This window comes from Paraburkholderia phymatum STM815 (assembly GCF_000020045.1).
GTDB classification, from domain to species: Bacteria; Pseudomonadota; Gammaproteobacteria; order Burkholderiales; family Burkholderiaceae; genus Paraburkholderia; species Paraburkholderia phymatum.
Genome location: NC_010622.1, coordinates 1,497,634 through 1,523,525 on the forward strand (window position 1 = coordinate 1,497,634; position 25,892 = coordinate 1,523,525).

Annotated in this window: 18 protein-coding genes; 11 read left to right on the plus strand and 7 right to left on the minus strand. The window is 64.5% G+C overall.

The features are described from left to right. Positions 1-37 precede the first annotated feature (37 nt). Positions 38-790, minus strand: coding sequence for a 30S ribosomal protein S2 (rpsB, locus tag BPHY_RS06790; protein ID WP_012400734.1), 753 nt, complete (start codon positions 788-790; stop codon positions 38-40). 418 nt (positions 791-1,208) lie between these two features. Between rpsB and map the strand changes: the two genes are divergently transcribed. From map to BPHY_RS42480, 3 genes are read left to right on the plus strand one after another with little or no spacing between them, the layout of a single operon-like run. After that, positions 1,209-2,021 (plus strand): type I methionyl aminopeptidase, encoded by an 813-nt coding sequence (gene map, locus BPHY_RS06795; protein ID WP_012400735.1) that lies wholly within the window; start codon positions 1,209-1,211, stop codon positions 2,019-2,021. Positions 2,022-2,046: 25 nt separating this feature from the next. After that, positions 2,047-4,626, plus strand: coding sequence for a [protein-PII] uridylyltransferase (locus tag BPHY_RS06800; protein WP_012400736.1), 2,580 nt, complete (start codon positions 2,047-2,049; stop codon positions 4,624-4,626). Between the two features lie 6 nt (positions 4,627-4,632). Further along, positions 4,633-6,507, plus strand: a complete 1,875-nt coding sequence (locus BPHY_RS42480) for a pseudouridine synthase (RefSeq protein ID WP_012400737.1) — start codon at positions 4,633-4,635, stop codon at positions 6,505-6,507. A gap of 73 nt (positions 6,508-6,580) precedes the next feature. Here the strand turns inward: BPHY_RS42480 and def are convergent, their stop codons facing one another. Both def and ligA read right to left on the minus strand, forming a co-directional pair. Then, a complete protein-coding gene (gene def / locus BPHY_RS06810; protein WP_012400738.1) occupies positions 6,581-7,114 on the minus strand; it encodes a peptide deformylase in 534 nt (177 codons plus the stop codon). Further along, positions 7,111-9,162: an NAD-dependent DNA ligase LigA gene (gene ligA, locus BPHY_RS06815; protein ID WP_012400739.1), complete on the minus strand. Its 2,052-nt coding sequence runs from the start codon at positions 9,160-9,162 to the stop codon at positions 7,111-7,113. Before ligA ends, def begins: the two co-directional genes overlap by 4 nt. A gap of 251 nt (positions 9,163-9,413) precedes the next feature. On the opposite strand from ligA, the gene BPHY_RS06820 reads away from it, so the two are divergent. Beyond that, positions 9,414-10,244 carry an alpha/beta fold hydrolase gene (locus BPHY_RS06820; RefSeq protein ID WP_012400740.1) on the plus strand — a complete coding sequence of 277 codons (831 nt, stop codon included), beginning with the start codon at positions 9,414-9,416 and terminating at the stop codon, positions 10,242-10,244. Positions 10,245-10,388: 144 nt separating this feature from the next. Here BPHY_RS06820 and BPHY_RS06825 read toward each other — a convergent pair whose 3' ends face one another. The 3 genes from BPHY_RS06825 to BPHY_RS06835 all read right to left on the minus strand — a co-directional run bounded on the left by BPHY_RS06825 (position 10,389) and on the right by BPHY_RS06835 (position 16,491). Further along, positions 10,389-11,624 carry a cell division protein ZipA C-terminal FtsZ-binding domain-containing protein gene (locus BPHY_RS06825; RefSeq protein WP_012400741.1) on the minus strand — a complete coding sequence of 412 codons (1,236 nt, stop codon included), beginning with the start codon at positions 11,622-11,624 and terminating at the stop codon, positions 10,389-10,391. A 180-nt stretch (positions 11,625-11,804) separates the two neighbouring features. Further along, positions 11,805-15,323 (minus strand): chromosome segregation protein SMC, encoded by a 3,519-nt coding sequence (gene smc, locus BPHY_RS06830; RefSeq protein WP_012400742.1) that lies wholly within the window; start codon positions 15,321-15,323, stop codon positions 11,805-11,807. 166 nt (positions 15,324-15,489) lie between these two features. Next, positions 15,490-16,491 carry a DMT family transporter gene (locus tag BPHY_RS06835; protein WP_012400743.1) on the minus strand — a complete coding sequence of 334 codons (1,002 nt, stop codon included), beginning with the start codon at positions 16,489-16,491 and terminating at the stop codon, positions 15,490-15,492. Between the two features lie 379 nt (positions 16,492-16,870). On the opposite strand from BPHY_RS06835, the gene dapC reads away from it, so the two are divergent. The 6 genes from dapC (at position 16,871) to cls (ending at position 23,268) form a co-directional block, all read left to right on the plus strand. After that, the gene (dapC, locus tag BPHY_RS06840; protein WP_041763822.1) at positions 16,871-18,088 is read left to right on the plus strand and encodes a succinyldiaminopimelate transaminase; all 1,218 of its coding nucleotides are present in this window, start codon (positions 16,871-16,873) and stop codon (positions 18,086-18,088) included. A 94-nt stretch (positions 18,089-18,182) separates the two neighbouring features. Next, entirely contained in the window at positions 18,183-19,010 is an 828-nt protein-coding gene (gene dapD, locus BPHY_RS06845; protein ID WP_012400745.1) for a 2,3,4,5-tetrahydropyridine-2,6-dicarboxylate N-succinyltransferase, read from the plus strand. Next, a complete protein-coding gene (locus tag BPHY_RS06850; protein WP_012400746.1) occupies positions 19,010-19,381 on the plus strand; it encodes an ArsC family reductase in 372 nt (123 codons plus the stop codon). Before dapD ends, BPHY_RS06850 begins: the two co-directional genes overlap by 1 nt. Positions 19,382-19,473: 92 nt before the next feature. Then, entirely contained in the window at positions 19,474-20,613 is a 1,140-nt protein-coding gene (gene dapE, locus BPHY_RS06855) for a succinyl-diaminopimelate desuccinylase (RefSeq protein ID WP_012400747.1), read from the plus strand. Between the two features lie 15 nt (positions 20,614-20,628). Next, positions 20,629-21,516 carry a 50S ribosomal protein L3 N(5)-glutamine methyltransferase gene (prmB, locus tag BPHY_RS06860; protein WP_012400748.1) on the plus strand — a complete coding sequence of 296 codons (888 nt, stop codon included), beginning with the start codon at positions 20,629-20,631 and terminating at the stop codon, positions 21,514-21,516. Positions 21,517-21,831: 315 nt separating this feature from the next. Continuing rightward, complete coding sequence (cls, locus tag BPHY_RS06865; protein WP_012400749.1) at positions 21,832-23,268, plus strand: cardiolipin synthase; 1,437 nt, start codon at positions 21,832-21,834, stop codon at positions 23,266-23,268. 6 nt (positions 23,269-23,274) lie between these two features. Here the strand turns inward: cls and BPHY_RS06870 are convergent, their stop codons facing one another. Beyond that, the gene (locus BPHY_RS06870) at positions 23,275-23,763 is read right to left on the minus strand and encodes a glutathione peroxidase (RefSeq protein ID WP_012400750.1); all 489 of its coding nucleotides are present in this window, start codon (positions 23,761-23,763) and stop codon (positions 23,275-23,277) included. Positions 23,764-23,889: 126 nt separating this feature from the next. Between BPHY_RS06870 and BPHY_RS06875 the strand changes: the two genes are divergently transcribed. Continuing rightward, the gene (locus BPHY_RS06875) at positions 23,890-25,830 is read left to right on the plus strand and encodes an ATP-binding cassette domain-containing protein (protein WP_012400751.1); all 1,941 of its coding nucleotides are present in this window, start codon (positions 23,890-23,892) and stop codon (positions 25,828-25,830) included. Positions 25,831-25,892: the final 62 nt, after the last annotated feature.

A 25,892-nucleotide genomic window follows, 5' to 3' on the forward strand; every position in this document is an offset into this window, starting at 1 on the left:
TATAGAGAGCCCCCTTTTTTGCCGGACACAGGGTGCTTTACGCTTCCCCGTTGACCTCGACGAACTCATCGCCGTCGCCACCGCGGACAGCCTGCACGACTTCGTTGACCGCGTTAGCACGGCCTTCGAGGATCGCGTCAGCCACGCCCTGCGTGTACAGCGCGACAGCCTTGCTTGCGTCGTCGTTGCCCGGAATCACGTAATCCACACCTTCCGGCGAGTGGTTCGTGTCGACCACGGCGATGACGGGCACACCCAGCTTGTTCGCTTCCGTCACGGCAATCTTGTGATAGCCGACGTCGACGACGAAAATCGCGTCAGGGATGCCGCCCATGTCCTTCACGCCGCCGATCGACTTTTGCAGTTTGGCGATTTCGCGCTCGAACAGCAGCGCTTCCTTCTTGCTCATCTTCTCGAGCTCGCCTGCCTCGACAGCCGCCTCCATGTCCTTCAGGCGCTTGATCGAAACCTTCAGCGTCTTGAAGTTGGTCAGCATGCCGCCCAGCCAGCGTGCATTGACGTACGGCATGCCTGCGCGCTGCGCTGCTTCGGCGATCGTGTCGCGCGACTGACGCTTCGTGCCGACGAACAGGATCGTGCCGCGGTTCGCTGCCAGTTGACGCACGTACTTCAGCGCGTCGTTGTACATCGGCAGCGTCTTTTCGAGGTTGATGATGTGAATCTTGTTGCGATGGCCGAAAATGAAGGGGGCCATCTTGGGGTTCCAGAAGCGCGTCTGGTGACCGAAGTGGACACCGGCTTCCAGCATCTGACGCATGGTAACTGCCATGAAAATCTCCGCTAGGGTTGGGTCTTAAGCCGGGCGCCGTATCCGCCGCGCCGCCTTCACCGCATGCCGGGAAGACCTGACGCCGCGAACACCCTGGGTGCGCCGGCTTGCGAATCTCACGAACACGCGCTACTGCGCTGCTCGCAAGGAAGCCTGCCGCCAGAGTGAACAAACACTTAAACTGACGATTGACTTAGCCAAAGAGTATAGCACGCGACCATTGCAGGACTCAACCTACCCGGTTGCCCAAGCGCGGGTGTCGCGGGTTGCGCCGCCGCACAGCAGCGGGGCCGCCGGCAGACAGGTGACGAACGTACTGCGTGCGTCGCCCGTCAGGCCCAATCATCCCCGCAAACCCCAGCGATCGCGCGAATAAGGTGCGATAATTCCGCGATAAACCGCATTTCAGGCCCGACTCATGGCTATTACGCTCAAAAACGAAGACGATATCGCGCAGATGCGCATCGCCGGACGGCTCGCGAGCGAGGTGCTCGACTACATCACGCCGTTCGTCAAGCCCGGCGTCACGACGGGCGAACTCGACCGTCTTTGCCACGAATACATGACGAACGTGCAAGGCACGGTTCCCGCGCCGCTGAATTACCAGCCGCCCGGCTATCCGCCTTTCCCGAAGGCCGTCTGCACGTCCGTCAACGACGTGATCTGCCACGGCATCCCCGGCGACAAGGCGCTGAAGAACGGCGACGCGCTGAATATCGACGTCACCGTGATCAAGAACGGCTATTACGGCGACACGAGCCGCATGTTCATCGTCGGCGAGGGCTCGATCATGGCGAAGCGCCTCGTCCAGACCACGTATGAATGCATGTGGCTCGGCATCGAGCAGGTGCGCCCCGGCGCGCATCTCGGCGACATCGGCCATGCGATCCAGAAACATGCGGAAAGCCTCGGCTACAGCGTCGTGCGCGAATATTGCGGGCACGGCATCGGCAAGGTCTTCCACGACGAGCCGCAAATCCTGCACTACGGCCGCCCTGGCACGGGCATCGAACTGCAGGCGGGCATGATTTTCACGATCGAGCCGATGATCAATGCCGGCCGCCGCGATATCCGCACGATGCCCGACCAGTGGACCGTCAAGACCAAGGACCGCAGCCTGTCCGCCCAATGGGAGCACACGATCCTCGTCACGCCGACGGGCTACGAAGTGCTGACCGTGTCGGAAGGCACGCCCGCGCGTCCGCAAATCGTCGCCGCCGCCACGGCCTGATCACTTTCGCCGCCACCCGCCGCCTATGAGTAGCGTTCACGCTGTCGCCCATTCCGATGCCACGTCTCTCAAGGCGGATTACAAGGTGGCCAAGACCCCGCTGCTCGACCGCTTCAAGACCGCGTCCAACGTCGACACGCTGATGCGCTCGCTCGCGCGCATCACCGACGACGCGCTGCGCGGCGCCTGGACGGCCTGCGACCTCCCCGCCTCGCTGGCGCTGCTGGCCGTGGGCGGCTATGGGCGCGGCGAGCTGGCGCCCCACTCCGACATCGACATTCTCGTGCTGCTGCCCGACGAGCCGATGCCGCATCTCAATGCGCGTATCGAGCGCTTCATCGGCCTCGCATGGGACCTGGGGCTGGAACTGGGCAGCAGCGTGCGTACGGTGTCGCAATGCATCGAAGAAGCGGCGAACGACGTCACGGTGCAAACCTCGCTGCTGGAGGCGCGGCGCATCGTCGGCAGCACGACGCTGTTCGAGAGTTTTTCGCTGCGTTATCGCGACGCGCTCGATCCGCGCGCATTCTTCCAGGCAAAAGTACTGGAAATGCGCCAGCGGCATGCGAAATTCCAGGACACACCCTACGCGCTCGAACCGAACATCAAGGAAAGCCCGGGCGGGTTGCGCGATCTTCAGCTGATTCTCTGGATCACACAGGCGGCCGGCTTCGGCAGCAGCTGGCGCGAACTCGACGCACGTGGCCTGATCACCGACCGCGAAGCGCGCGAGCTGCGCCGCAACGAAGGCTTTCTGAAGACGCTGCGGGCGCGTCTACACGTGCTGGCGGGACGTCGCCAGGACATTCTTGTGTTCGACGTGCAGACGCCGCTTGCCGAGAGCTTCGGCTTCAAGGCAACATCCACGCGCCGCGCCAGCGAGCAGTTGATGCGCCGTTACTACTGGGCCGCGAAAGCCGTCACGCAACTGTCGACCATTCTGATCCAGAACATCGAAGCTCAGCTTTTTCCGAGCACGAGCGGCATCACGCGCGTTCTGTCAGATCGCTTCGTCGAGAAACAGGGCATGCTGGAAATCGCCAGCGACGATGTGTTCGAGCGCGAACCGAACGCGATCCTCGAGGCCTTCCTGCTGTACGAAGAAACGCCCGGCGTCAAAGGTCTGTCGGCGCGCACCCTGCGCGCGTTGTACAACGCGCGCGACAAGATGAATCACCACTGGCGGCGCGACCCCGAAAATCGCCGCCTGTTCATGGAAATCCTCAAGCAGCCGCAGGGCATCACGCATGCGATGCGTCTGATGAACCAGACCAGCGTGCTCGGGCGCTATCTGCTGAACTTCCGCCGCATCGTCGGACAGATGCAGCACGATCTGTATCACGTCTACACGGTCGATCAACATATTCTGATGGTGCTTCGGAATATGCGCCGCTTTGCGGTCGCCGAGCATGCGCACGAATATCCGTTCTGCAGCCAGCTGATCGCGAATTTCGAGCGGCCATACGTGCTCTACGTGGCTGCGCTGTTCCACGACATCGCGAAGGGTCGCGGTGGCGATCATTCGACGCTCGGCATGGCCGACGCGCGCCGTTTCTGCCGCGATCACGACATGTCGCCCGACGACACGGCACTGGTCGTCTGGCTTGTCCAGCATCACCTGACCATGAGCCAGGTCGCGCAGAAGCAGGACACGAGCGACCCGGAGGTGATCAAGCGTTTCGCCGACCTGGTCGGCACCGAGCGGCATCTCACCGGGCTATACCTGCTGACGGTCGCGGACATTCGCGGCACCAGCCCGAAAGTCTGGAACACGTGGAAAGGCAAACTGCTCGAAGACCTGTACCGCGCGACGCTCGCCGTGCTCGGCGGCGCGCGTCCCGATGCGCACTCGGAACTGAAGCAGCGCCAGGAAGAAGCCCTTGCGCTGCTGCGGCTCGAAACGGTGCCCGAAAACGCGCACCGTGCGCTGTGGGACAAGCTCGACGTCGGCTATTTCCTGCGCCATGACGCCGCCGACATCGCGTGGCAGACGCGCGTGCTGCATCGCCACGTCGAGACCGGGACGCCGATCGTACGCGCTCGCCCGTCACCTATCGGCGAAGCGCTGCAGGTGCTGGTCTACGTGAAGGATCGCCCCGACCTCTTCGCGGGCATCTGCGCATATTTCGACCGCAATTCGCTGTCCGTGCTCGATGCACGTGTGAGCACGACCAAACACGGTTACGCGCTCGACAACTTCCTCGTGCAGCATACGGAGCGTGACGTCCACTATCGCGACATCGCCAACCTTGTCGAACAGGAATTGGCGGAACGCCTGAGAGCGGAAGGCACGCTGTTGCCGGAGCCGTCGAAAGGCCGTTTGTCGCGTCTGTCGCGCACGTTTCCCGTGACGCCGCGCGTCGACCTGAGGGCCGACGAGCGCGGCCAGTATTACATCCTGTCCGTGTCGGCCAACGACCGGCCGGGCCTTCTTTATTCGATCGCGCGCGTGCTGGCCGAGCACCGGGTCGGCGTCCATGCGGCGCGGATCAATACGCTCGGCGAACGCGTCGAGGACGTGTTCCTGCTCGACGGACACGGCCTCTCGGACAACCGACGACAAATCCAGGTTGAAACGGAGCTGCTGCGCGCGATCGCAGTGTGAGATTTCATGCGAGTCAAACTGACAGCCAAGCATCCGCGGCCGGCTTCGTCCGAACGCGCCCCTGTGCGTTCGGGCAGCACGACTGCCCGCAAGCCGACTCGGCCGGCCGCCCCGGCAGACAAACCCGCTGCGCAGAGGAAGCCGCGCAGCGACGCCGGTTCGGCGGCGGGCGCACCCGCTGCACGCCGTGGCACCGCTTCGGGCGAAGGGACAAAGCGCCCGGCCACGAGGAGCAACGCGGCCGGCGCGCCGGGGGAGCGGCGCGGCCCGTCGACGGGCGGGCGCAACGGCGCGCCCGCTCGCTCCGGCGACCGTCCGGCGCGCGCCGCGGGCACGGGCTCACGCGAGCGCGGCCTTGCCGAACGTGGCGCTTCCGCTTCGTTCGATCGCCGTCCGCCGGGCGATCGGCCGGCACGCAAGGAAGGCGCTTCCGCCGGCACGGGTTTCCGTCGGGACGGGGACGCGCGAACCAACGCGCGCACTTCGTCAGATCGTCCGTCGCGCAGCGGCGCGGCGTCGCGTGCTGGCGAACGCGCACCGCGCTTCTCCCGTGACGACGATGCACGGGTCGCACGACGTACGGCGCCCGACAGCGATGACGGCCGGCGCGCTCCGCGCCCGCCGCGAGAGAGCGATGACGTTCGCCGCGCGCCGCGCACGGCGCGTACCGAAGGTACGCCTTCGCGCGAACGCACGGAACGACGCTACCGTGACGACGCCCCCGAAGGCCGCACGACGCGCTCGCCGCGCGGCGAGCGATCCGAAGCACGCGGTGAACGCAGCTATGCGCGCCCGGCCAGGGCTGCCTACGAAGATCGCGGCGCAGCGCCGGAACGCCGCCCACGCGGCGAAGGTGCACCGCGCCGCAGCCGCGAAGACGTCGCAGAAGGTCGCAGCGAACGCACTTACGCAAAGCCCGTGAAGGCCGTCTACGCGGACCGCGCCAGCGACGCTCCGCCGAAGGCCGCACCGCGCGCCACGAAGACCAAACGCGACACCCGCTCGGTCGAAGACAGCTTTGACCGTCCGGCGCGCTTCGACCGCCCCGCTGAAAAGACGTCACGCAAGCCCCGCCCGGCCGCCGCGTCGCGTCAACGCGACGAAGGCGAATACAACGACGCCCCCGGCAATCTGCGCCTGTCGAAACTGATGTCCGAACTCGGCCTGTGCTCGCGCCGCGAAGCCGACGAATGGATCGAAAAAGGCTGGGTTACCGTCGACGGCGTCGTCGTCGATAAGCTGGGCACGAAGGTCCGCCCCGACGCCGATATCCAGATCGACCCGGCCGCTCAGGCAGCCCAACAGAAACAGGTGACGATCCTCGTGCACAAGCCGGTCGGCTATGTGTCGGGTCAGGCGGAAGATGGCTACGAGCCTGCCGTGACGCTCGTCAAACCGGAGAACCGCTGGGACGGCGACCGTACTGATATCCGTTTCTCGGCTGTCCATTTGCGACAACTGGCGCCTGCGGGACGCCTCGATATCGATTCGACGGGGCTGCTCGTGCTGACTCAGGACGGCCGCATCGCGAAGCAGCTGATCGGCGGGCACTCGGAGATCGACAAGGAGTATCTGGTGCGCGTCAGCTACGGCGACATCGAAACGGACGTCGAGCATGAGTTCCCCGCCGAGAGTCTGGCCAAACTGCGCCACGGCCTCGAACTCGACGGCGTGCCGCTCAAACCCGCTATGGTCAGCTGGCAAAACGGCGAGCAATTGCGCTTCGTGCTGCGTGAAGGCAAGAAACGCCAGATTCGCCGGATGTGCGAACTGGTCGGGCTGCATGTCGTGGGCCTCAAGCGCGTGCGGATGGGCCACGTGATGCTCGGCGCCTTGCCGCCCGGACAGTGGCGCTACCTCGGTCCGGACGAGTCGTTCTAAGCGCGAACAAGCGCTGTCTTATGCAAACAAAAAGCCCGCATCCGCGGGCTTTTCTTATATCGAAGTTCGTAGATCAATCGTCCGCTTTCGGATCGAGGTCGGGAAAAAGCACCTCGGTAAAGCCGAATTTCGCGAAATCCGTGATTCGCATCGGATAGAGCTTGCCGATCAGGTGATCGCACTCATGCTGAACGACGCGCGCATGGAAACCCTCGGCGACGCGATCGATCGGTTTGCCGAACTGATCGAAGCCGTGATAGCGGATCATCGACAGGCGGCTCACCGCCCCCCGCAGACCGGGCACCGACAGGCACCCTTCCCAACCCTCTTCCGTGTCGAGCGAAACGGGCGTGATGGTCGGATTGATCAGCACCGTTTCGGGCACGGACGGCGCGTCGGGATAACGCTCGTTGTGGCCGAAACCGAAAATCACGACCTGCAGGTCAACACCGATCTGCGGCGCCGCGAGCCCGGCGCCGTTCGCGTCATGCATCGTTTCGAACATGTCGCGCACGAGTTCGTGCAGTTCGGGCGTGTCGAAATGATCGACCGGCTTGGCGATGCGCAACAGGCGCGGGTCGCCCATCTTGAGGATTTCGTGAATCATGTTGTTTGCCCCTCCAGGAGCTTACGCATACCATCTTCGTCGAGCACGGGGATGCCAAGTTCCTCGGCTTTCGCGAGCTTGCTCCCCGCTTCCGCACCGGCCACCACGTAATCGGTCTTCTTCGACACCGAACCGGCCACCTTCGCACCGGCCGCCTCCAGCAACTCTTTCGCCTCGTCACGGCCCATGTTGGGCAGCGTGCCTGTCAGCACGACCGTCTTGCCCGCCAACACACCCTGCGGCGCTTTCGGCGCGGGTGGACCTTCCGCCCAGGTGACTTTGCCAGGCGCGCGCAGCTGTTCGATCACGGTGCGGTTGTGCTCTTCGGCGAAAAACTGATGGATCGCCTCCGCGACGATAGGGCCGACGTCGTTGACTTCGAGCAGTTCTTCGACGGTCGCGCTCATGATGGGATCGAGCGAGCCGAAGTGCCTGGCCAGATCTTTCGCCGTCGATTCGCCGACATGCCGGATACCCAGCGCATAGATGAAGCGCGCCAGCGTTGTGTGCTTGGCCTTCTCCAGCGAGTCGATGAGGTTCTGCGCGGACTTCTCGGCGAAGCGGTCGAGTTCGGCGAGTGTCGCGAAGCCCAGATTGAAGAGATCGGCGGGCGTGCGCACCAGATTGAGTTCAACAAGCTGATCGATGATTTTTTCGCCGAGTCCGTCAATGTCCAGTGCGCGACGCTGCGCGAAATGCCACAGCGCCTGCTTGCGCTGCGCCGGGCAAAACAGGCCGCCCGAACAGCGCGCGATCGCCTCGTCGGGCAGCCGTTCGATCGCGGAGCCGCATACGGGACATTGCGTCGGCATCACGAACTCGCGGGCGTCGGGGGGACGCCGTTCGAGCAGCGCGCCGACCACCTCTGGAATCACGTCGCCCGCGCGCCGCACGATGACGGTGTCGCCGATGCGGATGTCCTTGCGGCGCACTTCGTCCTCGTTATGCAGAGTTGCATTCGTCACGGTCGCACCGCCGACGAACACGGGCTCGAGCCGCGCGACAGGCGTAATCGCGCCCGTTCTGCCGACCTGCACGTCGATGGCGATCAGCTTTGTCAGTGCTTCCTGCGCGGGAAACTTGTGCGCGAGCGCGAAACGTGGCGCGCGCGACACGAAACCCAGCGCGTCCTGCTCGTCGCGGCGGTTCACCTTGTAGACGACGCCGTCGATGTCGTACGGCAGCTTGTCGCGTTTCTCGCCAACCTTATGGAAGAAACCGAGCACGCCTTCGGCGCCCTGCACCACGGCGCGCTCGCTGTTCACGGGCAAGCCCATTTCGTGATACCAGTCGAGCAGTTCGCTGTGCGTGCCAGGCATCTCGATGCCGTCGAGCACACCGATGCCGTATGCAAAGAACGACAACGGACGCTGCGCCGTCATCTTCGGATCGAGCTGGCGCAAGCTGCCCGCTGCTGCATTGCGCGGGTTGGCGAACTCCCGCTGGCCCGCGTCGCGCTGACGCTGGTTCAGCTTGTCGAAATCGCGCCTGAACATCAGCACTTCGCCGCGCACGTCGACCAGTTTCGGCACGCGCTTGCCCTTGAGCTTCAGGGGAATCGAGCGAATGGTGCGCACGTTCTCCGTCACGTCTTCGCCCGTCGCGCCGTCACCGCGCGTCGCTGCCTGGGTGAACTGGCCATCCACGTAGCGCAGCGAAATGGCCAGTCCGTCGAATTTCAGTTCGCACGCGTAGTCGACGGGCGTGTGGTGCAGCGTGTCGGACACGCGCTTGTCGAAGGCAGCGATGTCTTCGTCCGAGAAGCCGTTGTTCAGCGACAGCATCGGCATGTCGTGCACGACGGGCCGAAAGCCGCTTGCCACTTCGCCGCCGACGCGCTGCGTCGGCGAATCCGGCGTGATCAGGTCGGGATGCTCGCTTTCGATCTGCTGCAGTTCCTTGAACAGCCTGTCGTATTCCGCGTCGGGCAAGTCCGGCTGGTCGAGCACGTAGTACGCGTAATTCGCGCGCTCGAGTTCGTCGCGCAGCCACAACGCCCGCTCGGCAGGTGCACTGGTTGCAGGATCAGGGACTTGGGTTCGGGCCATGCTGTCGGCGTTTCGGCAAGAGTAACGGGATGTCAGATTATCTCAGGAAGCGCTTTCTGTCGCATCGGCCGGATGGCCAGTTTCGTGCGCGTCCAAACCCAACGCAACGCATTCCTACACGTCCTGGCCGATTGGCCAGATGGCGCGCAAACCGTTGACAGCGCGCCACGCGCAATGCGACCGTGTCGGCTGCCGTCCATCGCGTGCCGACTATTCACACAGGCCTGCATCGACCGGGAGAATTCTTCGCCATGTCCGCCTTCGCCGTCCGTTTCATATATCGCCTGTTCGGGCTTCTGGCCATGCTCGCCGTCTTGCGTCCTGCGGGCGCAATGGCCAGCGAGCAGGTGATTGACGTGCCGCTCGCGCAAGGCGCATCGATCGCCTACCTGCTCACCCAACAGGATGGCAGCCAGCCACGCTCGATCCTCGTCATGATGCCTGGTAGCACGGGCAATCTCGAACTGTCGCAACAGCCCGGCGGCGCCATTCACCTGCGGGAGAGGAACAACTTCCTGATTCGCGCACGTCATCTGTTCGTCGATAACCAGTTCGCGACCGCCATCGTCGATGCGCCTTCCGATCAATCAGGCGGTTACTCGGACGCGTTTCGCGCGTCTGCACGCGCCGCGCAGGATCTGGCGCAGGTTGCGGCAGATCTGCGTAAGCGCTTCCCAAAGGCCAGGCTCGTGCTGGTCGGCACCAGCCGCGGCACGATCTCGACGGCTTATGCTGGCCGCGCGTTGCCCGACGTCTGGGACGCCGTGGTGCACACGTCGACGCTCAGCAGCCCTGCGCGTGGCCAGGCCACGCCGATGATCGGTTTCGACTACGGTGCGATCTCGGCGCGTCAGCTCTTCGTGCATCATGCCGACGACGGCTGCTTCCTCTGTTCATACGAGGCCCTCAGGCGCATCGCCGAGAGTCGCCAGTACGCGCTGATCACCGTGCATGGTGGGGACGCGCGCGGCGAGCCCTGTGGGGCGTTGTCGCATCACGGATTCTATGGACGCGATGAAGCCGTGGTCGCCGCAATCAAGGCATGGATCAGCGGCCAGCCGTGGCAGGACGATGTGGGATGACGCCGACGCGAACTGCACTGCGCAGCGCAGCCGAACACGATCGCGAATGGAAGCCCAAACTGAAAACCACCTGAAGCAACGACGGTGCATCAGGCAGTTTATGGGTGGAAGCACAAGCAGCGCTCAGCAGTTCATCCGCTGCGCTTACTGGCTGAACAGCCGCCGCGTCGCGGGCGAGCCAGCCGGGATACCTGCCTGCTCGAGCTTGGCATACAGCGTCATCAACTGTTTTTCGATCGCGAGCAGCGCGCTCTCCGGCAGCGGGCGGCGGCCGTCGTCGACCACGCGCCCGCCGATGCGCTCGGCCAACGATTTGGCGTAGTCGCACATCAGACGGAACGGCAGAATGTCTTCATCGGCGACGGGCACGTCGAGCACCAGCGTGATCATCTGGCCGCCCTTATACGTCAGATCGTCGCGCAGGAAGTTGGTGTCGCCAAACTGCAGCATGAAAACGGGACTCTGCTTCACGTCCAGCTTGACGAAGCGCGTACCGTCGCGCGACAGCAGCAGTCCGTCCTGCGACGCGACGGCCTGCACATAGTTCGCCGACCACGGCGCGCCGTCGGACAGCACGTTGATCGACAGCTGCGCATCGCACTGCGCGGCAAAGCCGTCGAGTTCGCGCGCCATCGCCACCGTTTCCATCATGTCCGGAAACTCCGGCGAGGCGTCGAGCGCATCCGCGAATTGCTGGACACCCGTCACGAACTCGGAGAACTCCAGTTCGTTGAGCGGTCCGCTGCGGTTCGCCAACTGCGCAGCCGCGCGCAGTTCTTCGTAGCGCACGCCGTTTTGCAGCAGTTCCCATGCGCCGCCTTCAGGCTTGCCTTCAATATGCACCGGCTTGCTGCCCGCGCGACGCAGCCGCTGCGCGAGCGGCAGCACCTTGTCGCCCATGACGGGTGCAGACAGTCTGACGGGCACGATGCAGTCGATCCGTCGATCGACGATGGCGGGCGGCGCGGAAGAAATGGTCGTCGCAGCGGGCAGGATCGGCTCGCTGCGCTCCTCCTCGGCAAGCTGTTCGCCCGAGGGGAGCACGGCCCCTTCCTCTTCTGGGAAGCCATTCGGCAAGGTGTTTTCGGCCTGGATGTCGGCCGGCGTGTCGAGCGGCGCAGCGCCGCCGAAGGTCGGTTCGACCCGTGCGGCTTCCGCATGCTCGCCCGGCGCCGATTCGCGGCGCGTCGTCGGACGCGCCGGCTCGATGAAGGGGCTCTGCTCGTCCTGGTCCTCCCGGGCGAGCGGTTCTGCCGCATCGGCAGGCATCGGCCGTGGCATCTTGCGGCGCACCTTCGCTCCCTGCCACGCGTTGTAAACCACCACCCCCCCGACCACCACGGCGCCCGCGCCGATCAAACCGAGTGTCAACTCGTCCATGCACGCTCCATCTGCAATTCTTTTCGTCGTTGCGCACGGCGCCGGGGTCGCGCGGCTGGCTGGTGGCACACAAGGTGCCACGCGCCGCCGCTGCGGGCGAAGGCGCGCAGCGAATCAATTCTGTTTCAGCAACACCTGCACGCGGCCCGGCATGAGGCCGGACGACGCACGGGTGGACGTTTAAACGATATTCTGGGCAAATCCCGCAGCGGTTTCCATGTCGACAGCGACGATCCGCGACACGCCCTGCTCCTGCATCGTCACCCCGATCAATTGCTGCGCCATTTCCATTGCGATCTTGTTGTGGGAAATGAACAGGAACTGTGTTTTGTCCGACATCGCACGCACAAGGTTCGCGAAACGCTCGGTGTTCGCGTCGTCGAGCGGCGCGTCCACTTCGTCCAGCAGACAGAACGGCGCCGGATTCAGCTGGAACATCGCGAATACGAGCGCCGTCGCCGTGAGCGCCTTTTCCCCGCCCGACAGCAGGTGAATCGTCGAGTTCTTCTTGCCCGGCGGCTGCGCCATCACCTGCACGCCGGCATCGAGAATCTCATCGCCCGTCATGATCAGCTTCGCCTGCCCGCCGCCGAACAGACGCGGGAACAGTTCGCCGAAATGGTGATTCACCTGGTCGAACGTGCCTTGCAGCAGCGTGCGCGTTTCCTGGTCGATCTTGCGGATCGCGTCTTCGAGCGTTTCGATTGCATTCGTCAGGTCGGCCGATTGCGCGTCGAGGAACGTCTTGCGCTCCGTCGCCGCCTTTAGCTCATCGAGCGCGGCCATGTTGACGGGACCCAGCGCCGTGATCGCATTGTTGATGCGCGTCACCTCGCCTTGCAGGTACGACGGCTTCATGTCCGGCGTGAGCTTCGCCTGCAGTTCGGCTTCGTCGACGCCGGCTGCCGTCAGCTGCTCGATGAACTGTTCGGCGTTCAGGCGCGCGGCCTGTTCTTTCAACTGCAACTCCGTGATACGGTCGCGCAGCGGCTGCAATGCGCGCTCCGTCGTCAGACGCAGTTCGTCCGACGCACGCAGCTTCGCAGTCAGATCGTCGAGTTCGAGACGCGTGGCGTGCAGCGCCTCTTCCTTGACGCGGCGAATGTCCAGCGCATCTTGCAGACCCGTGTGCGCCGTCTGCTCGTTGATCGTTTCAAGTTCAGCGCGCGCGTCTTCCAACGAGCCGGCCACGCGCTCGCTCTGCTCGTGCGCGACCTGAATGCTGCGCTTCAGTTCGTCGATCCGGTTCGCCATGTTGCGTGCTGCGAAGCGCGCATCGGTGGCGGCGCGGTCGAGCTCGCGCGCGCCGTTGCGCGCATTGCTCAGTTCTTCGTCGAGCGATTCGAACGCGAGCTGGTTGTCTTCGAAACGCGCCTGCAATTCTGCGAGTTCGGCATCGTGCCGCTCGAAGTTCGCTTCCGACTCCGCGCGCAGCGCACGCTGCTCGTCGATCTGCGCGGTGATCTCTTCGAGTTCCTGGCTGATCTGCGTGCTGCGCTGCGTATAGCGCTCGTGCGCCTGCGTGAGCTTGAGCACATCCATTTGCAATGCGTGCACGCGCTGGGTCGCGCGTTCGGCTTGCTGACGCATTTCGGCCAACGCATTCGAAGCCTGCGTATGCGCGGCTTCCGCGCGGATCGCCGCCGCCTTCGCTTCTTCGGCGAGCAGCGCCTGCGCGCGCACCTGCCGCGTCAGGTTCTCGATTTCCTGCTGACGCGCGAGCATGCCCGCCTGCTCGGAATCGGCCGCGTACAACTGCACGCCGACCCGCGTCACCACATGGCCCGCCTTGACGACGAACACGCCGCCTTCCGGCAATTGCGCGCGCATCGACAGCGCCTGCGGCAGATCGTCGGCGACGAACGCGTTGCCAAGCCAGTCGCTGAGCACGGCACGGATGCCGGCATCGTCGATTCGCACCAGCGACAGCAGCGGCCGCAGCGAAGCCGGCGCCGCGACAGGCTGCCCCGCTGCAGGCGGCGCGTAGAACGCGAGCTTGGCGGGCGGCGCGTCGCTGACGAAATGCTTCACCCAGTCCAGGTTCGACACTTCGAGCGCGGCAAGGCGCTCGCGCAACACCGATTCGAGCGCGGTTTCCCAACCGGCTTCGACATGCAGCTTCTTCCACAGACGCGGCAGCGCACCCAGTTCGTGCCTGTCCAGCCACGGCTGGATCTTGCCTTCCGTCTGCACGTTCTCCTGCAGCTGGCGCAGTGCGGCGAGACGGGCTTCCAGCTGGTGAATCTGCGCGCTTTCGGCCTGCACGCGCTCCTGCGCGGCACGGCGCTCGCCGTCGAGACGCGGCAGCGTGTCCTGCGCGTCGGCGAGACGTTCCTGCGCTTCGCGCAGAATCTCTTCCTGCTCGGCAAGCTGCATGCGCAGCTCTTCGAGCTGCGCTTCATCCGGCGCATCGAGACCGCCCGCTTCCGTCTTCAGGCGCTCCTGGCGCTGCTGCAACTGCTGCAACTGCTGGTCGGCGTTGCGCTGATGCGCGGCCTCGAGCTTGATCGACTGCTCGGTCTGCGCAATGCCGGCGCGCTCCTCGTTGAGCTGCGACTGCGCATCGCGCCAACGCGCCTCGAGCGCGGGCAACGCGTCATGCTTCGCGGCGGCCGCCTCTTCGGCGATCACAGCCTTCTCTTCACCTTCGTCGAGCTGGACTTCCGCGTCTTCGAGATCGTCGTGCGCCTTTTGCGCCTGCGCGAGCCACTGCTCGCGCTGCGCCGTCAACGCGGCTATCTGAGCCTGCACGCGATTACGCGACTCGACGATGAACTTGATTTCCGCTTCGAGGCGGCTCACCTCGGCGTTCGCTTCGTAGAGTGCGCCTTGCGCCCCCTGCATCGCGTCGCTGGCGGAATAATGCGCGACGCGCAGCGTTTCCAGCTGCGCTTCGACTTCGCGCAGTTTCGCGGTGTGCGCTTCGAGGTCGATCTGCGCCTGTTCGATCGCGCGCTTCTGCTTGTCCTGCTCGGTGCCCGCTTCGTTTTTGCGCAGCAGCCACAACAGACGCTGCTTCTCCTCGCCTTCGGCCTGCAGATCCTTGAATTTCGTCGCGACAACGGCCTGCGCTTCGAGCTTTTCCAGATTGGTCGTCAGTTCACGGACGATGTCTTCGACGCGCGTCAGATTCTCGCGTGTGTCGTGCAGACGGTTCTCGGTTTCGCGGCGGCGTTCCTTGTACTTCGACACGCCCGCGGCTTCTTCGAGAAACACGCGCAGTTCTTCCGGCTTCGCTTCGATGATTCGCGCGATCATGCCCTGTCCGATGATCGCGTAGGCGCGCGGCCCGAGGCCCGTGCCGAGGAAGATGTCCTGGATGTCGCGGCGGCGCGCCGGAAGATTGTTGATGTAGTAGCTCGATGTGCCGTCGCGCGTCAGCACGCGCTTGACGGCGATTTCGGCATACTGGCCCCACTGCCCGGCGGCACGGCCGTCGGCGTTGTCGAACACGAGTTCGACGCTGGCACGGCTGCCCGGCTTGCGCGCCGTCGAGCCGTTGAAGATCACGTCCTGCATCGACTCCCCGCGCAGCTCCGAGGCGCGCGATTCGCCGAGCACCCAGCGCACGGCATCGATGATGTTGGACTTGCCGCAACCGTTCGGACCGACCACGCCGACAAGCTGGCCCGGAACCTGAAAATGCGTGGGATCGACGAATGACTTGAAGCCAGCGAGTTTGATCGAGGTCAGACGCACGGCGATATCGCTGTTTGAAAGTAATTTATGGAAACGGAACGCGCGGGTTCGATGTGCGAACCGCCTGCGGCTCCCTGCCCGGCAAGCGGCACAACGTAGCGCGAGCCCGCTGCGATTCCGGCGCCGCGGCGCGCCCTACGCTGCACCGCTGGCCAATGAGGGGCAATCATACCATCGCGCGTGGGCGATTCTTACGGGCGCCATCCCGGTCTTGGTCGAGGTTGCCGTCCGGGTTGTCCTGCCGATTGCCCGATCCTTCAGCACCCGCCGCTTCGCCGGGCTTCGCGCGATGCACCCAGCTCGACAGTGCAGAGGCCAAAACGATGCACGCGCCGCCCGCCCATTCGCGCGGACCGGGCACTTCGCCAGCGAACAGCCACGCCGTCAGCGCCGTCACGACGATCTCGAACAGCATGATGATCGACGCGCGGTTCGCCGGCACGCGCGCGAGCCCGTATTGCACGAGCATATTGTTGGTCGCGAGCGCGAAGCCGATACCGAGCACAAGCAGTACCGCCTCGCCGACGTGTGCGCCCGTCGGAGCGGCGGGCATCGATTCGAAGTACGACGCGCAGGCGCCGAAGATCGCCGCGCCGCCGAAAATCACGGCCGTGCGCATCTCGGCGCGCATGTCCGGCAAGTCGCGGCTCGTCTTGAGGATCAGCACGTTGCTCATCGCGAACGACATGCCCGCCGCGAGCCCTGCCCATTCGGCCAGGCTGCCGGGAACGGGCAGCCCCAGTTGCGGCGACCACAACATCATCATGGCACCCGCCAGCGACATCGCCGCGAGCGCTGCGCCCGACCACGTCAGCCGTTCGCGCAGGATGAAATGCGCGAACAGCGCCGTCCAGGCGGGCGTCAGATAGAACAGCAGCAGCACGCGCATCACCTGACCGTGAATCGCGCCCCACACGAAGCCGAGATTGGTGATACCCGCAAACAGCGCGAGCGCCGGCAGCAGCCAATGCCAGCGGACCGTTCTGATTGCGCTGCGGCGGACGAGCAGGACGAACAGACAGCCCGCGCCGCTCGTCAGCGCGCTCGCCGCCGTACCCGTCAAGCCGAGCGCGTTGAGCATGCGCAGCGGATACCAGACCATGCCCCATACGGACGCGCCCATCATGATCGCGAGCGTGGGCCACGTATTGCGCAGCGAGAGATTCATCGCGCAGCACTCCCGCCAATGTCCAGCCTGTTTTGCATGACCTGTCTGCCTCGTGTGTTGCCGGCCGCTGCCGCTGAATGCTTTACCTTTACCGTGCAGTCCGATACCGCCCGCCTTGCGTCTACCATTATTTCGCCGTGACGCGCGCATCGCGTCATTCGGGTGCTTCGTGCCTTCACGGCCTGCGCGCCGCCGCCACCGCAAAGCCTTGTCCAATCGGACGATACGCGGTGCCGCCGCTGCCCAACACGCTATAATCGTTCACTTGTTGCCCGTGCTATCGGTGGCGGGAATGCCAACGCATCCGGCCTTTGCGCCGATGCCGCCGCGCGCCGCCTTCACCTGCGTCAGTCACGCCGAACCACGCCCGAACCGCCAAGTGAACCCGCTACTCGACTCCCTTCAGCCTTATCCGTTCGAAAAACTGCGCCTGCTCTTCAAGGACGTCACGCCGCCCGCGCATCTCTCCCATATCAGCTTCGGAATCGGCGAGCCGAAACATCCGACGCCTGAACTGATCCGCAAAGCGGTGATCGATTCCCTCGGCGGTCTCGCGGCCTATCCGGCGACTGTCGGCGCGCCGGCTTTGCGCGAAGCGATCGCGAAGTGGGTCACGACGCGCTACAACCTGCCGCCCGTCGACGCTGCCACGCAGGTGTTGCCCGTGGCAGGCTCGCGCGAGGCGCTGTTCGCGCTCGCGCAAACGGTGATCGATCCGGGGAAAAGCGCCGGCGGCGAGCCTGCGATCGTACTCTGTCCGAACCCGTTCTATCAAATCTACGAGGGCGCGGCGCTACTCGCGGGCGCTCAGCCGTACTTCGCCAACAGCGACCCGACGCGCAACTTCGCCTGCGACTACTCGGCCATCCCCGACGACGTCTGGGCGCGCACCCAACTGCTGTACGTCTGCTCGCCGGGCAACCCGACGGGCGCGGTGCTGACGCTCGACGACTGGCGTGAGCTGTTCGAACTGTCGGACCGCCACGGCTTCGTGATCGCCTCCGACGAATGCTACTCCGAGATCTATTTCGACGAGTCGCGGCCGCCGCTCGGCGGGCTGGAAGCGGCGCACAAACTCGGCCGCGGCTTCGAGCGGCTCGTGATGCTGTCCAGCCTGTCGAAGCGCTCCAACGTGCCGGGCATGCGCTCGGGCTTCGTCGCAGGCGATGCGTCCATCCTCAAGCAGTTCCTGCTGTACCGCACGTATCACGGCGCGGCGCTGTCGACCGTCTATCAGACGGCCAGCATCGCCGCCTGGAACGACGAAGCGCACGTGCGCGAAAACCGCGCGATGTACGCGCAGAAGTTTTCGACCGTGACGCCGATGCTCGCCGGCGTGCTCCATGTCAAGCTGCCCGACGCCGCGTTCTACCTATGGGCGAACGTTGCGCGCACGGGGCTCTCGGATACCGCGTTCGCCCAGCGGCTGTACGCCGACTATAATGTGACGGTTCTGCCCGGCTCGTATCTCGCACGCACCGCGCACGACACGAACCCCGGCCGCGATTTTGTCCGCCTCGCGCTGGTCGCGGGCGTCGACGAATGCACGGAGGGCGTGCAGCGCATCGTCGAATTCTGCCGCTCGCTGGAACGCTAGTTCCGGCCCAGGCGCACACTTCAGGGAGCGCCGCCGCAGCGCTGCGCCCTCACCCGCTTTCCGATTCCAACTCTCTCGAAAGATCATCACGAACATGTCGCAACAACTTCAGCAGATCATCGATAACGCCTGGGACAACCGTGCCGACCTGTCGCCGAAGGCCGCGCCCGCCGATGTGCGGGAAGCCGTCGCGCACGCCATCGAGCAGCTCGACAAGGGCGCACTGCGCGTCGCGGAAAAGAAGGATGGCGACTGGGTCGTCAACCAGTGGTTGAAGAAGGCCGTCCTGCTGTCGTTCCGTCTCGAAGACAACGCACCGATGCCCGCCGGCGGCTACTCCCAGTTCTACGACAAGGTGCCGTCGAAGTTCGCGAACTACACCGCCGAAGACTTCGCGGCAGGCGGCTTCCGCGTCGTGCCGCCCGCCATTGCGCGCCGCGGCTCGTACATCGCGAAGAACGTCGTGCTGATGCCGTCGTACACCAACATCGGCGCGTACGTCGACGAAGGCACGATGGTCGACACCTGGGCCACCGTCGGTTCGTGCGCGCAGATCGGCAAGAACGTGCACCTGTCGGGCGGTGTGGGCATCGGCGGCGTGCTGGAGCCGCTGCAGGCCAACCCCGTCATCATCGAAGACAACTGCTTCATCGGCGCGCGCTCGGAGGTCGTGGAAGGCGTGATCGTCGAAGAGAATTCGGTGATCTCGATGGGCGTGTACCTGGGCCAGAGCACGAAGATCTATGACCGCGAAACGGGAGAAGTGTCGTACGGCCGCATTCCGGCGGGCTCGGTGGTGGTCGCGGGCAACCTGCCGTCGAAGGACGGTTCGCACAGCCTGTATTGCGCCGTGATCGTCAAGAAGGTCGACGCCAAGACGCGCGCAAAGGTCGGTCTGAACGAACTGCTGCGAGGCGACTGATGGCGCGCGCTTCGTCGAAGACGACCGTCGTCTACGGCATTCCGAACTGCGACTCCGTGAAGAAGGCCCGTGTGTGGCTGGAAGAGCACGGCGTCGAGTTCGAGTTTCACGACTTCAAGAAGGCGGGCGTGTCGAATGCGCTGGTGCAGGACTGGCTGAAGGACGTGCCGCTGGAGCAGCTCATCAACAAGCGCGGCACCACGTGGCGCGGCCTGTCCGACGTGCACAAGGCGGAAGCCGACACCACGGCAGGCGCGATTGCGCTGATGATCCACAAGCCGTCGATCATCAAGCGACCCGTGCTGGTCGTGAACGGGCGCGTGAAAACGCTGGGCTTCTCCGCAGAGCAATACGAAACGCTGTTCGCCTGAACGGGCGGGCGTATCACGCTCGCCAGCCGTACCTATGTTGTTGCCGGCCTTCCTGGGCCGGCATTTTTTCACCTGAGTTTGGAACTGCATCGATGTCCGGCACTCTTGCCCTTACCGAAACCCTGATCGGCCGCGCGTCCGTCACGCCCGACGATCAGAACTGCCAGCACCTTCTGGTCGAGCGCCTGTCCGCGATCGGCTTCGAATGCGAAACGATCGAATCGAACGGCGTGACGAATCTGTGGGCCGTCAAACGCGGCGCTGCGGGCAAGGAAGGCAAGCTGCTCGCGTTCGCGGGCCACACAGATGTGGTGCCGACAGGCCCCGCCGAACAGTGGTCGTCCGCGCCCTTCGAGCCGACCCACCGCGACGGCAAGCTGTACGGCCGCGGCGCCGCCGACATGAAGGCGTCGATTGCGGGCTTCGTGGTCGCGAGCGAGGAGTTCGTGGCCGCGCATCCGCAGCATCGCGGCTCGCTCGCGCTGCTCATCACGAGCGATGAAGAAGGTCCGGCGACGGACGGCACCGTGAAGGTCGTCGATGCGCTCGAAGCGCGCGGGGAGCGCATGGACTACTGCGTAGTGGGTGAGCCGACTTCGAGTGTGCGGTTCGGCGACATGGTGAAGAACGGTCGCCGCGGCTCGATGTCGGGCAAGCTGACCGTCAAGGGTGTGCAAGGCCACATCGCGTATCCGCATCTGGCGAAGAACCCGGTGCACCTGCTCGCGCCCGCGCTCGCCGAACTGGTCGCCGAGCACTGGGACGAAGGCAACGAATACTTCCCGCCCACTACCTGGCAGGTGTCGAACCTGCACAGCGGAACGGGCGCGACCAACATCATTCCCGGCCACGCCGAAGTGATGTTCAACTTCCGTTTTTCGACGGCGAGCACGGTCGAAGGCCTGCAAAGCCGCGTGCATCAGATTCTCGACAAACAGGGTCTCGACTACGATCTGACGTGGACCGTGAGTGGCCTGCCCTTTCTCACGCCGCGCGGCGAGCTGTCGAACGCACTCGAAAAAGCGATCTACGACGAAACGGGCATCGCGACGGAACTGTCGACAACGGGCGGCACCTCGGATGGCCGTTTCATTGCGCGGATCTGCAAGCAGGTCATCGAATTCGGTCCGTTGAATGCGAGCATCCACAAGATCGACGAACATATCGAAGTCGCACATATCGAGCCGCTCAAGAACGTCTACCGACGCGTGCTCGAACAACTGATAGCCTGACGGAGGGCCTCGACCATGACTCATCCGTTTTCCACGGTTCGCGACGTGCTGCGCTACGCGGTGTCGCGCTTCAACCAGGCCGGGCTTGCGTTCGGCCACGGCTCGTCGAACGCTTATGACGAAGCCGCGTATCTCGTGCTGCACACGCTGCATCTTCCCATCGATCTGCTCGAGCCGTTTCTCGACGCGCGCCTGACGTCCGAAGAAATCGACTCGGTGCTGAAGGTGGTCGAACGGCGCGCGACAGATCGCGTACCCGCCGCCTACATTACGCAGGAAGCGTGGATGCACGGCCATCGCTTCCATGTCGACGAGCGCGTGATCGTGCCGCGTTCGTTTATCGGCGAACTGCTGCAAGATGGCCTGCAGCCGTATGTCGAGGATCCCGAACAGGTTGGCGCGGTACTCGAACTGTGCACGGGTTCCGGATGCCTCGCGATTCTCGCGGCATATGCGTTCCCGAATGCCGATATCGACGCCGTCGACCTGTCGCCCGCCGCACTCGAAGTGGCGACCCGCAATGTCCAGGAGTACGAACTGGAAGAGCGCATTGCGCTGTTCGAAGGCGACCTCTATGCACCGCTGCCGGAGCGCCGCTATGACGTGATCATCACAAATCCGCCATACGTCAACGCGGAATCGATGAAGGCGCTGCCGCCCGAGTACCAGCATGAGCCCGCGATGGCGCTGGCGGGCGGCGCCGACGGAATGGACATCGTGCGCCGCATCATCGCCAATGCGCGCAACTGGCTGACCGACGACGGCGTGCTGGTGGTCGAGATCGGCAACGAGCGCGCGCATGTCGAAGCGGCGTTCGGCGGCCTCGATCTCGTGTGGATGTCGACCAGCGCCGGCGACGACAACGTGTTCCTGATACAGGCCAGCGACCTTCCCGCCAATTGATGCCCGCGTGCGGCTGATGGCTGCCTCGCACGACGCACGGTGCCTGTCTGGGCACCGTGCGTCGTGTGCTTTTGGGCGCCCGCATTCGCTCGCATTCATTCGCCCGCATTCATTCGCCCGCATTCATTCGCCCGCATTCATTCGATAAGCATCGGCATCGATCCGCGGTTCCAGCAGCAGGCTGGCCGCGATGCGAATGCTTTCGGTAAGATGGGCGCGACCGGCGCAACTGGAACTGGACGCCTGCGACGGGCGCCGCGAACGACAACCACGAAGTCAACCATACGCAGCGCGACGGCCATCGCACGCACGCTTATGCAATTCGATCTGCTCCATGTCGGCACGCTCGTATTCATCGCCCATGCGCTGGGCGTGATCGCGGCGTGCCATGCCATCCTGCATACCCGCACGTCGCAAGGCGCGATCGCGTGGGCGGTGTCGCTCGTCGCCATGCCGTATCTGACGCTCGTCCCCTACCTGTTCCTCGGGCGCAGCAAGTTCGCCGGTTACGCCGACGCGCGCCGCCTCGAGAACGAAACGCTGCGCGCGCGCGCGCATCCGCCCGAATGGGACACGGAAGCTTCGTCGCAAGGCCGTCCGACGCAAGCGCTTGGACATCACTTCGTGCGCTCGCTCACGCGTCTATCCGGCATGCCGTTCCTGCCCGGCAACAGCGTGCGCACGCTCGTGAACGGCGAGACGACGTTCGCGGCGATTCTGGATGCGATCGAACATGCGCAACGCTACATCGTCGTGCAGTTCTTCATCATGCGCGCCGACGCGCTCGGCGAAATGCTCAAGGACGCGCTGCTCGCGAAGGCCGCGCAAGGCGTGCGCGTGTACGTGCTGTATGACAGCATCGGCAGCTTCGATCTGCCGCATCGGTACGTCGCATCGCTGCTCGCGGGCGGCGTGCTCATGCATCCGTTCGCGACGAACAGAAGGTTCGTCAACCGTTTTCAGCTCAACTTTCGCAATCATCGCAAGATCGTCGTGGTGGACGGCCAGCGCGCGTTCGTCGGCGGGCACAACGTTGGCGTCGAGTATCTGGGCGGCAAGCCGCCTCTGTCGCCGTGGCGCGACACGCACATCGAAGTGCGCGGTCCCGCCGTTGCCAGTATCCAGTTCGTGTTCACGGAAGACTGGTACTGGGCTACGCAGGATCTGCCGCAGCTCGATCCGCCGCCCGTCGATTCCCGCGACGACATGCACTGCCTTGTCGTGCCGACGGGCCCTGCCGACAAGCAGGAAACCTGCTCGCTGTTCTTCGTCGAGGCGATCAATGCGGCGCGCGAGCGGATCTGGATCACGACGCCTTATCTCGTGCCCGATGAAGCCGTGTTCGCCGCGCTGCGGCTCGCGGCGCTGCGCGGCGTCGACGTGCGCATTCTGATTCCGAGCCGGCGCGATCACCGCGTCGTGTTCGAAGCGTCGAAGCTCTACGCGTACGACTCGATCCGGGCCGGCGTGCGCATCTTCCGCTACCGGCCGGGGTTCCTGCATCAGAAGGTGGTGCTGATCGACGATGTGGCGGCCGCCGTCGGCAGCGCGAACCTCGACAACCGGTCGTTCCGACTGAACTTCGAGATCATGGTGCTGACCGTGGATCACGCGTTTGCAGCCGAAGTCGAAGACATGCTGCTACACGACTTCGACGAATCGTACGAGATAGACCGCAGCGAGTATCGCAACGCGCCGGCGCTGCGGCGCGTGCTGATGCACGTTGCGCGTTTGTTCGCGCCGATTCTCTGACGCCCGTTACAGCAGCGCCTCGATGTCGTCCGTGATCGTTTCGGGCTTCGTGGTGGGCGCGTAGCGCTTGACGACCTTGCCGTCGCGGTCGACCAGAAACTTCGTGAAATTCCATTTGATCGCTTCGAGTCCGAGCACGCCGGGCGCTTCGTCCTTCAGGAACCTGAAGAGCGGATGCGCGTCCGAACCATTGACGTCTATCTTGTCGAACATCTGAAACGTCACGCCATAGTTCTTCTCGCAGAACGCACCGATCTGCGCCGCATCGCCCGGCTCCTGCTTGCCGAACTGGTTGCACGGAAAACCCAGCACCTGCAGCCCGCGCGCCGCGTATTGCTCGTGCAGCTTCTGCAAGCCGGCGTACTGCGGCGTGAAACCGCATTCGCTCGCCGTGTTGACAATCAGCATCACTTTGCCGTTGTAACGTTCGAAGCTGACCGGCTCGCCGTCCAGCGTGCGCGCCGAGAAGGAATAAATCGAAGACTTGTCTGCCATGTGCCGCCCTCCAGGAATGTCGTTAGTCTAATGGCTCCGCGGCCGCGCGCCACCTAGCCGATCGGCCAATGCCTGAGCGTGCGCCGCGCAGTCTAAAATAGCGTTTTTCTTTCATCCGGCCTCGTTGTGATCCGCTTCAATCAGTTCAGTCTCGCGCGCGGCACGAAACCGCTTTTCGAACAGACCACGTTCGCGCTGAATCCTGGCGAAAAAGCCGGCCTCGTCGGTGCCAACGGCGCGGGTAAATCGACGCTGTTCTCCGTCCTGCTCGGCGATCTGCACGCCGACGGCGGCGACGTTGCGATGCCGCCGTCGTGGCAGGTCGCGCATGTCGCGCAGGAAACGCCCGCCGTCGACAAGACCGCACTCGAGTACACACTCGACGGCGACGCCGCGCTGCGCGCCATCGAAGCCCGCATCGCAGCCGCCTCCGCCGCGCACGACGGTGCGGCCGAAGCGGAGGCGCACGCCGCCTTCGCCGATGCCGACGGCTACACGGCCCCCGCTCGCGCCGAAGCGCTGCTGCTCGGCCTCGGTTTCACGCTCGACCAGACGCGTGCGGGCGTCGGCAGTTTTTCGGGCGGCTGGCGCATGCGCCTGAATCTCGCGCAGGCGCTGATGTGCCGTTCGGACCTGCTGCTGCTCGACGAGCCGACCAACCACCTGGATCTCGATGCCATCGTCTGGCTCGAAGACTGGCTGCACCGTTATCCGGGCACGCTGATCGTGATTTCGCACGACCGCGAATTTCTCGATTCGGTCTGCAATGTTACGCTGCATCTCGAGAACCAGCAGATCAAACGATACGGCGGCAACTACTCGCAATTCGAAGTGCTGCGCGCGCAGCAGCTCGCGCTGCAGCAGAGCGCATACGAAAAGCAGCGCAAGACCATTGAGCATCTGCAGAGCTTCGTCGACCGCTTCAAGGCGAAGGCGACCAAGGCGCGCCAGGCGCAAAGCCGCATGAAAGCGCTCGAAAAAATGGAGCTGATCGCGCCCGCGCACATTGCGTCGCCGTTCACGTTCGAATTCCGCACGCCCGACTCCGCGCCGAATCCGATGATGGTGATGGAAGACGTGCGTTGCGGTTATCACGGGGCGGACGGCAGCGAGCTTCCCATCGTCGAGCGCGTCGCGCTGTCCATCCAGAACGGGCAGCGCATCGGCCTGCTCGGCGCGAACGGTCAAGGCAAGTCGACGCTGATCAAGACACTCGCGGGCACGCTGGCCCCGCTCAGCGGCCATGTGCGCCAGGGCAAGGGCTTGCAGATCGGCTATTTCGCGCAGCATCAGTTGGAAACCCTTCGGCCCGACGACTCGCCGTTGCAGCATCTGGCGCGCCTCGCACCCGACACGCGCGAACAGGAACTGCGCGACTTCCTCGGCAGCTTCAACTTTTCCGGCGACATGGCGACGGCCGCCATCGCGCCCTTCTCCGGCGGCGAGAAAGCACGTCTCGCACTCGCGCTGATCATCTGGCAGAAGCCGAACCTGCTGCTGCTCGACGAACCGACCAACCACCTCGACCTCGAAACGCGCCACGCGCTGACAATGGCGCTCGCGCAGTTCGAAGGCACGCTGATCCTCGTCTCGCATGACCGCCATTTGCTGCGCGCGACCACGGACCAGTTTATGCTCGTCGCGAAGCACAAGCTGCAGCCGTTCGACGGCGATCTCGACGACTACCGCGACTGGCTGCTGCAGCATGCCGCCGAGCAGCGTGCGGCGCTCAAGGCCGGCGACGCTTCGGCTGCGAACGACGGCGGCGCGGACGGAACGGTGAATCGCAAGGAGCAACGGCGGCTGGAAGCGGAAACGCGCCAGAAGCTTTCACATCTGAAGAAGCCGCTGCAAACGCGCATTGCGAAGATCGACAAGGAAATGGACGCGCTGAACGCGGAAAAGGCGACGTTGGACGCGTTCGTCGCCGACCCTGCCAGCTACGCCGCGGAGCAAAAAACGAAGCTGACGGAAGCGATACGCCGTCAGGCGGATGTCAACGCACGACTCGAAACGCTCGAAGCCGAATGGCTCGAAGCGCACGAGGAACTCGAACAAATCGGCTAACGGCCCCTTCGCCACCGCGACGGAACCAACCGGGAAGCAAGGCCGCGCCAGCAATCGTGGAG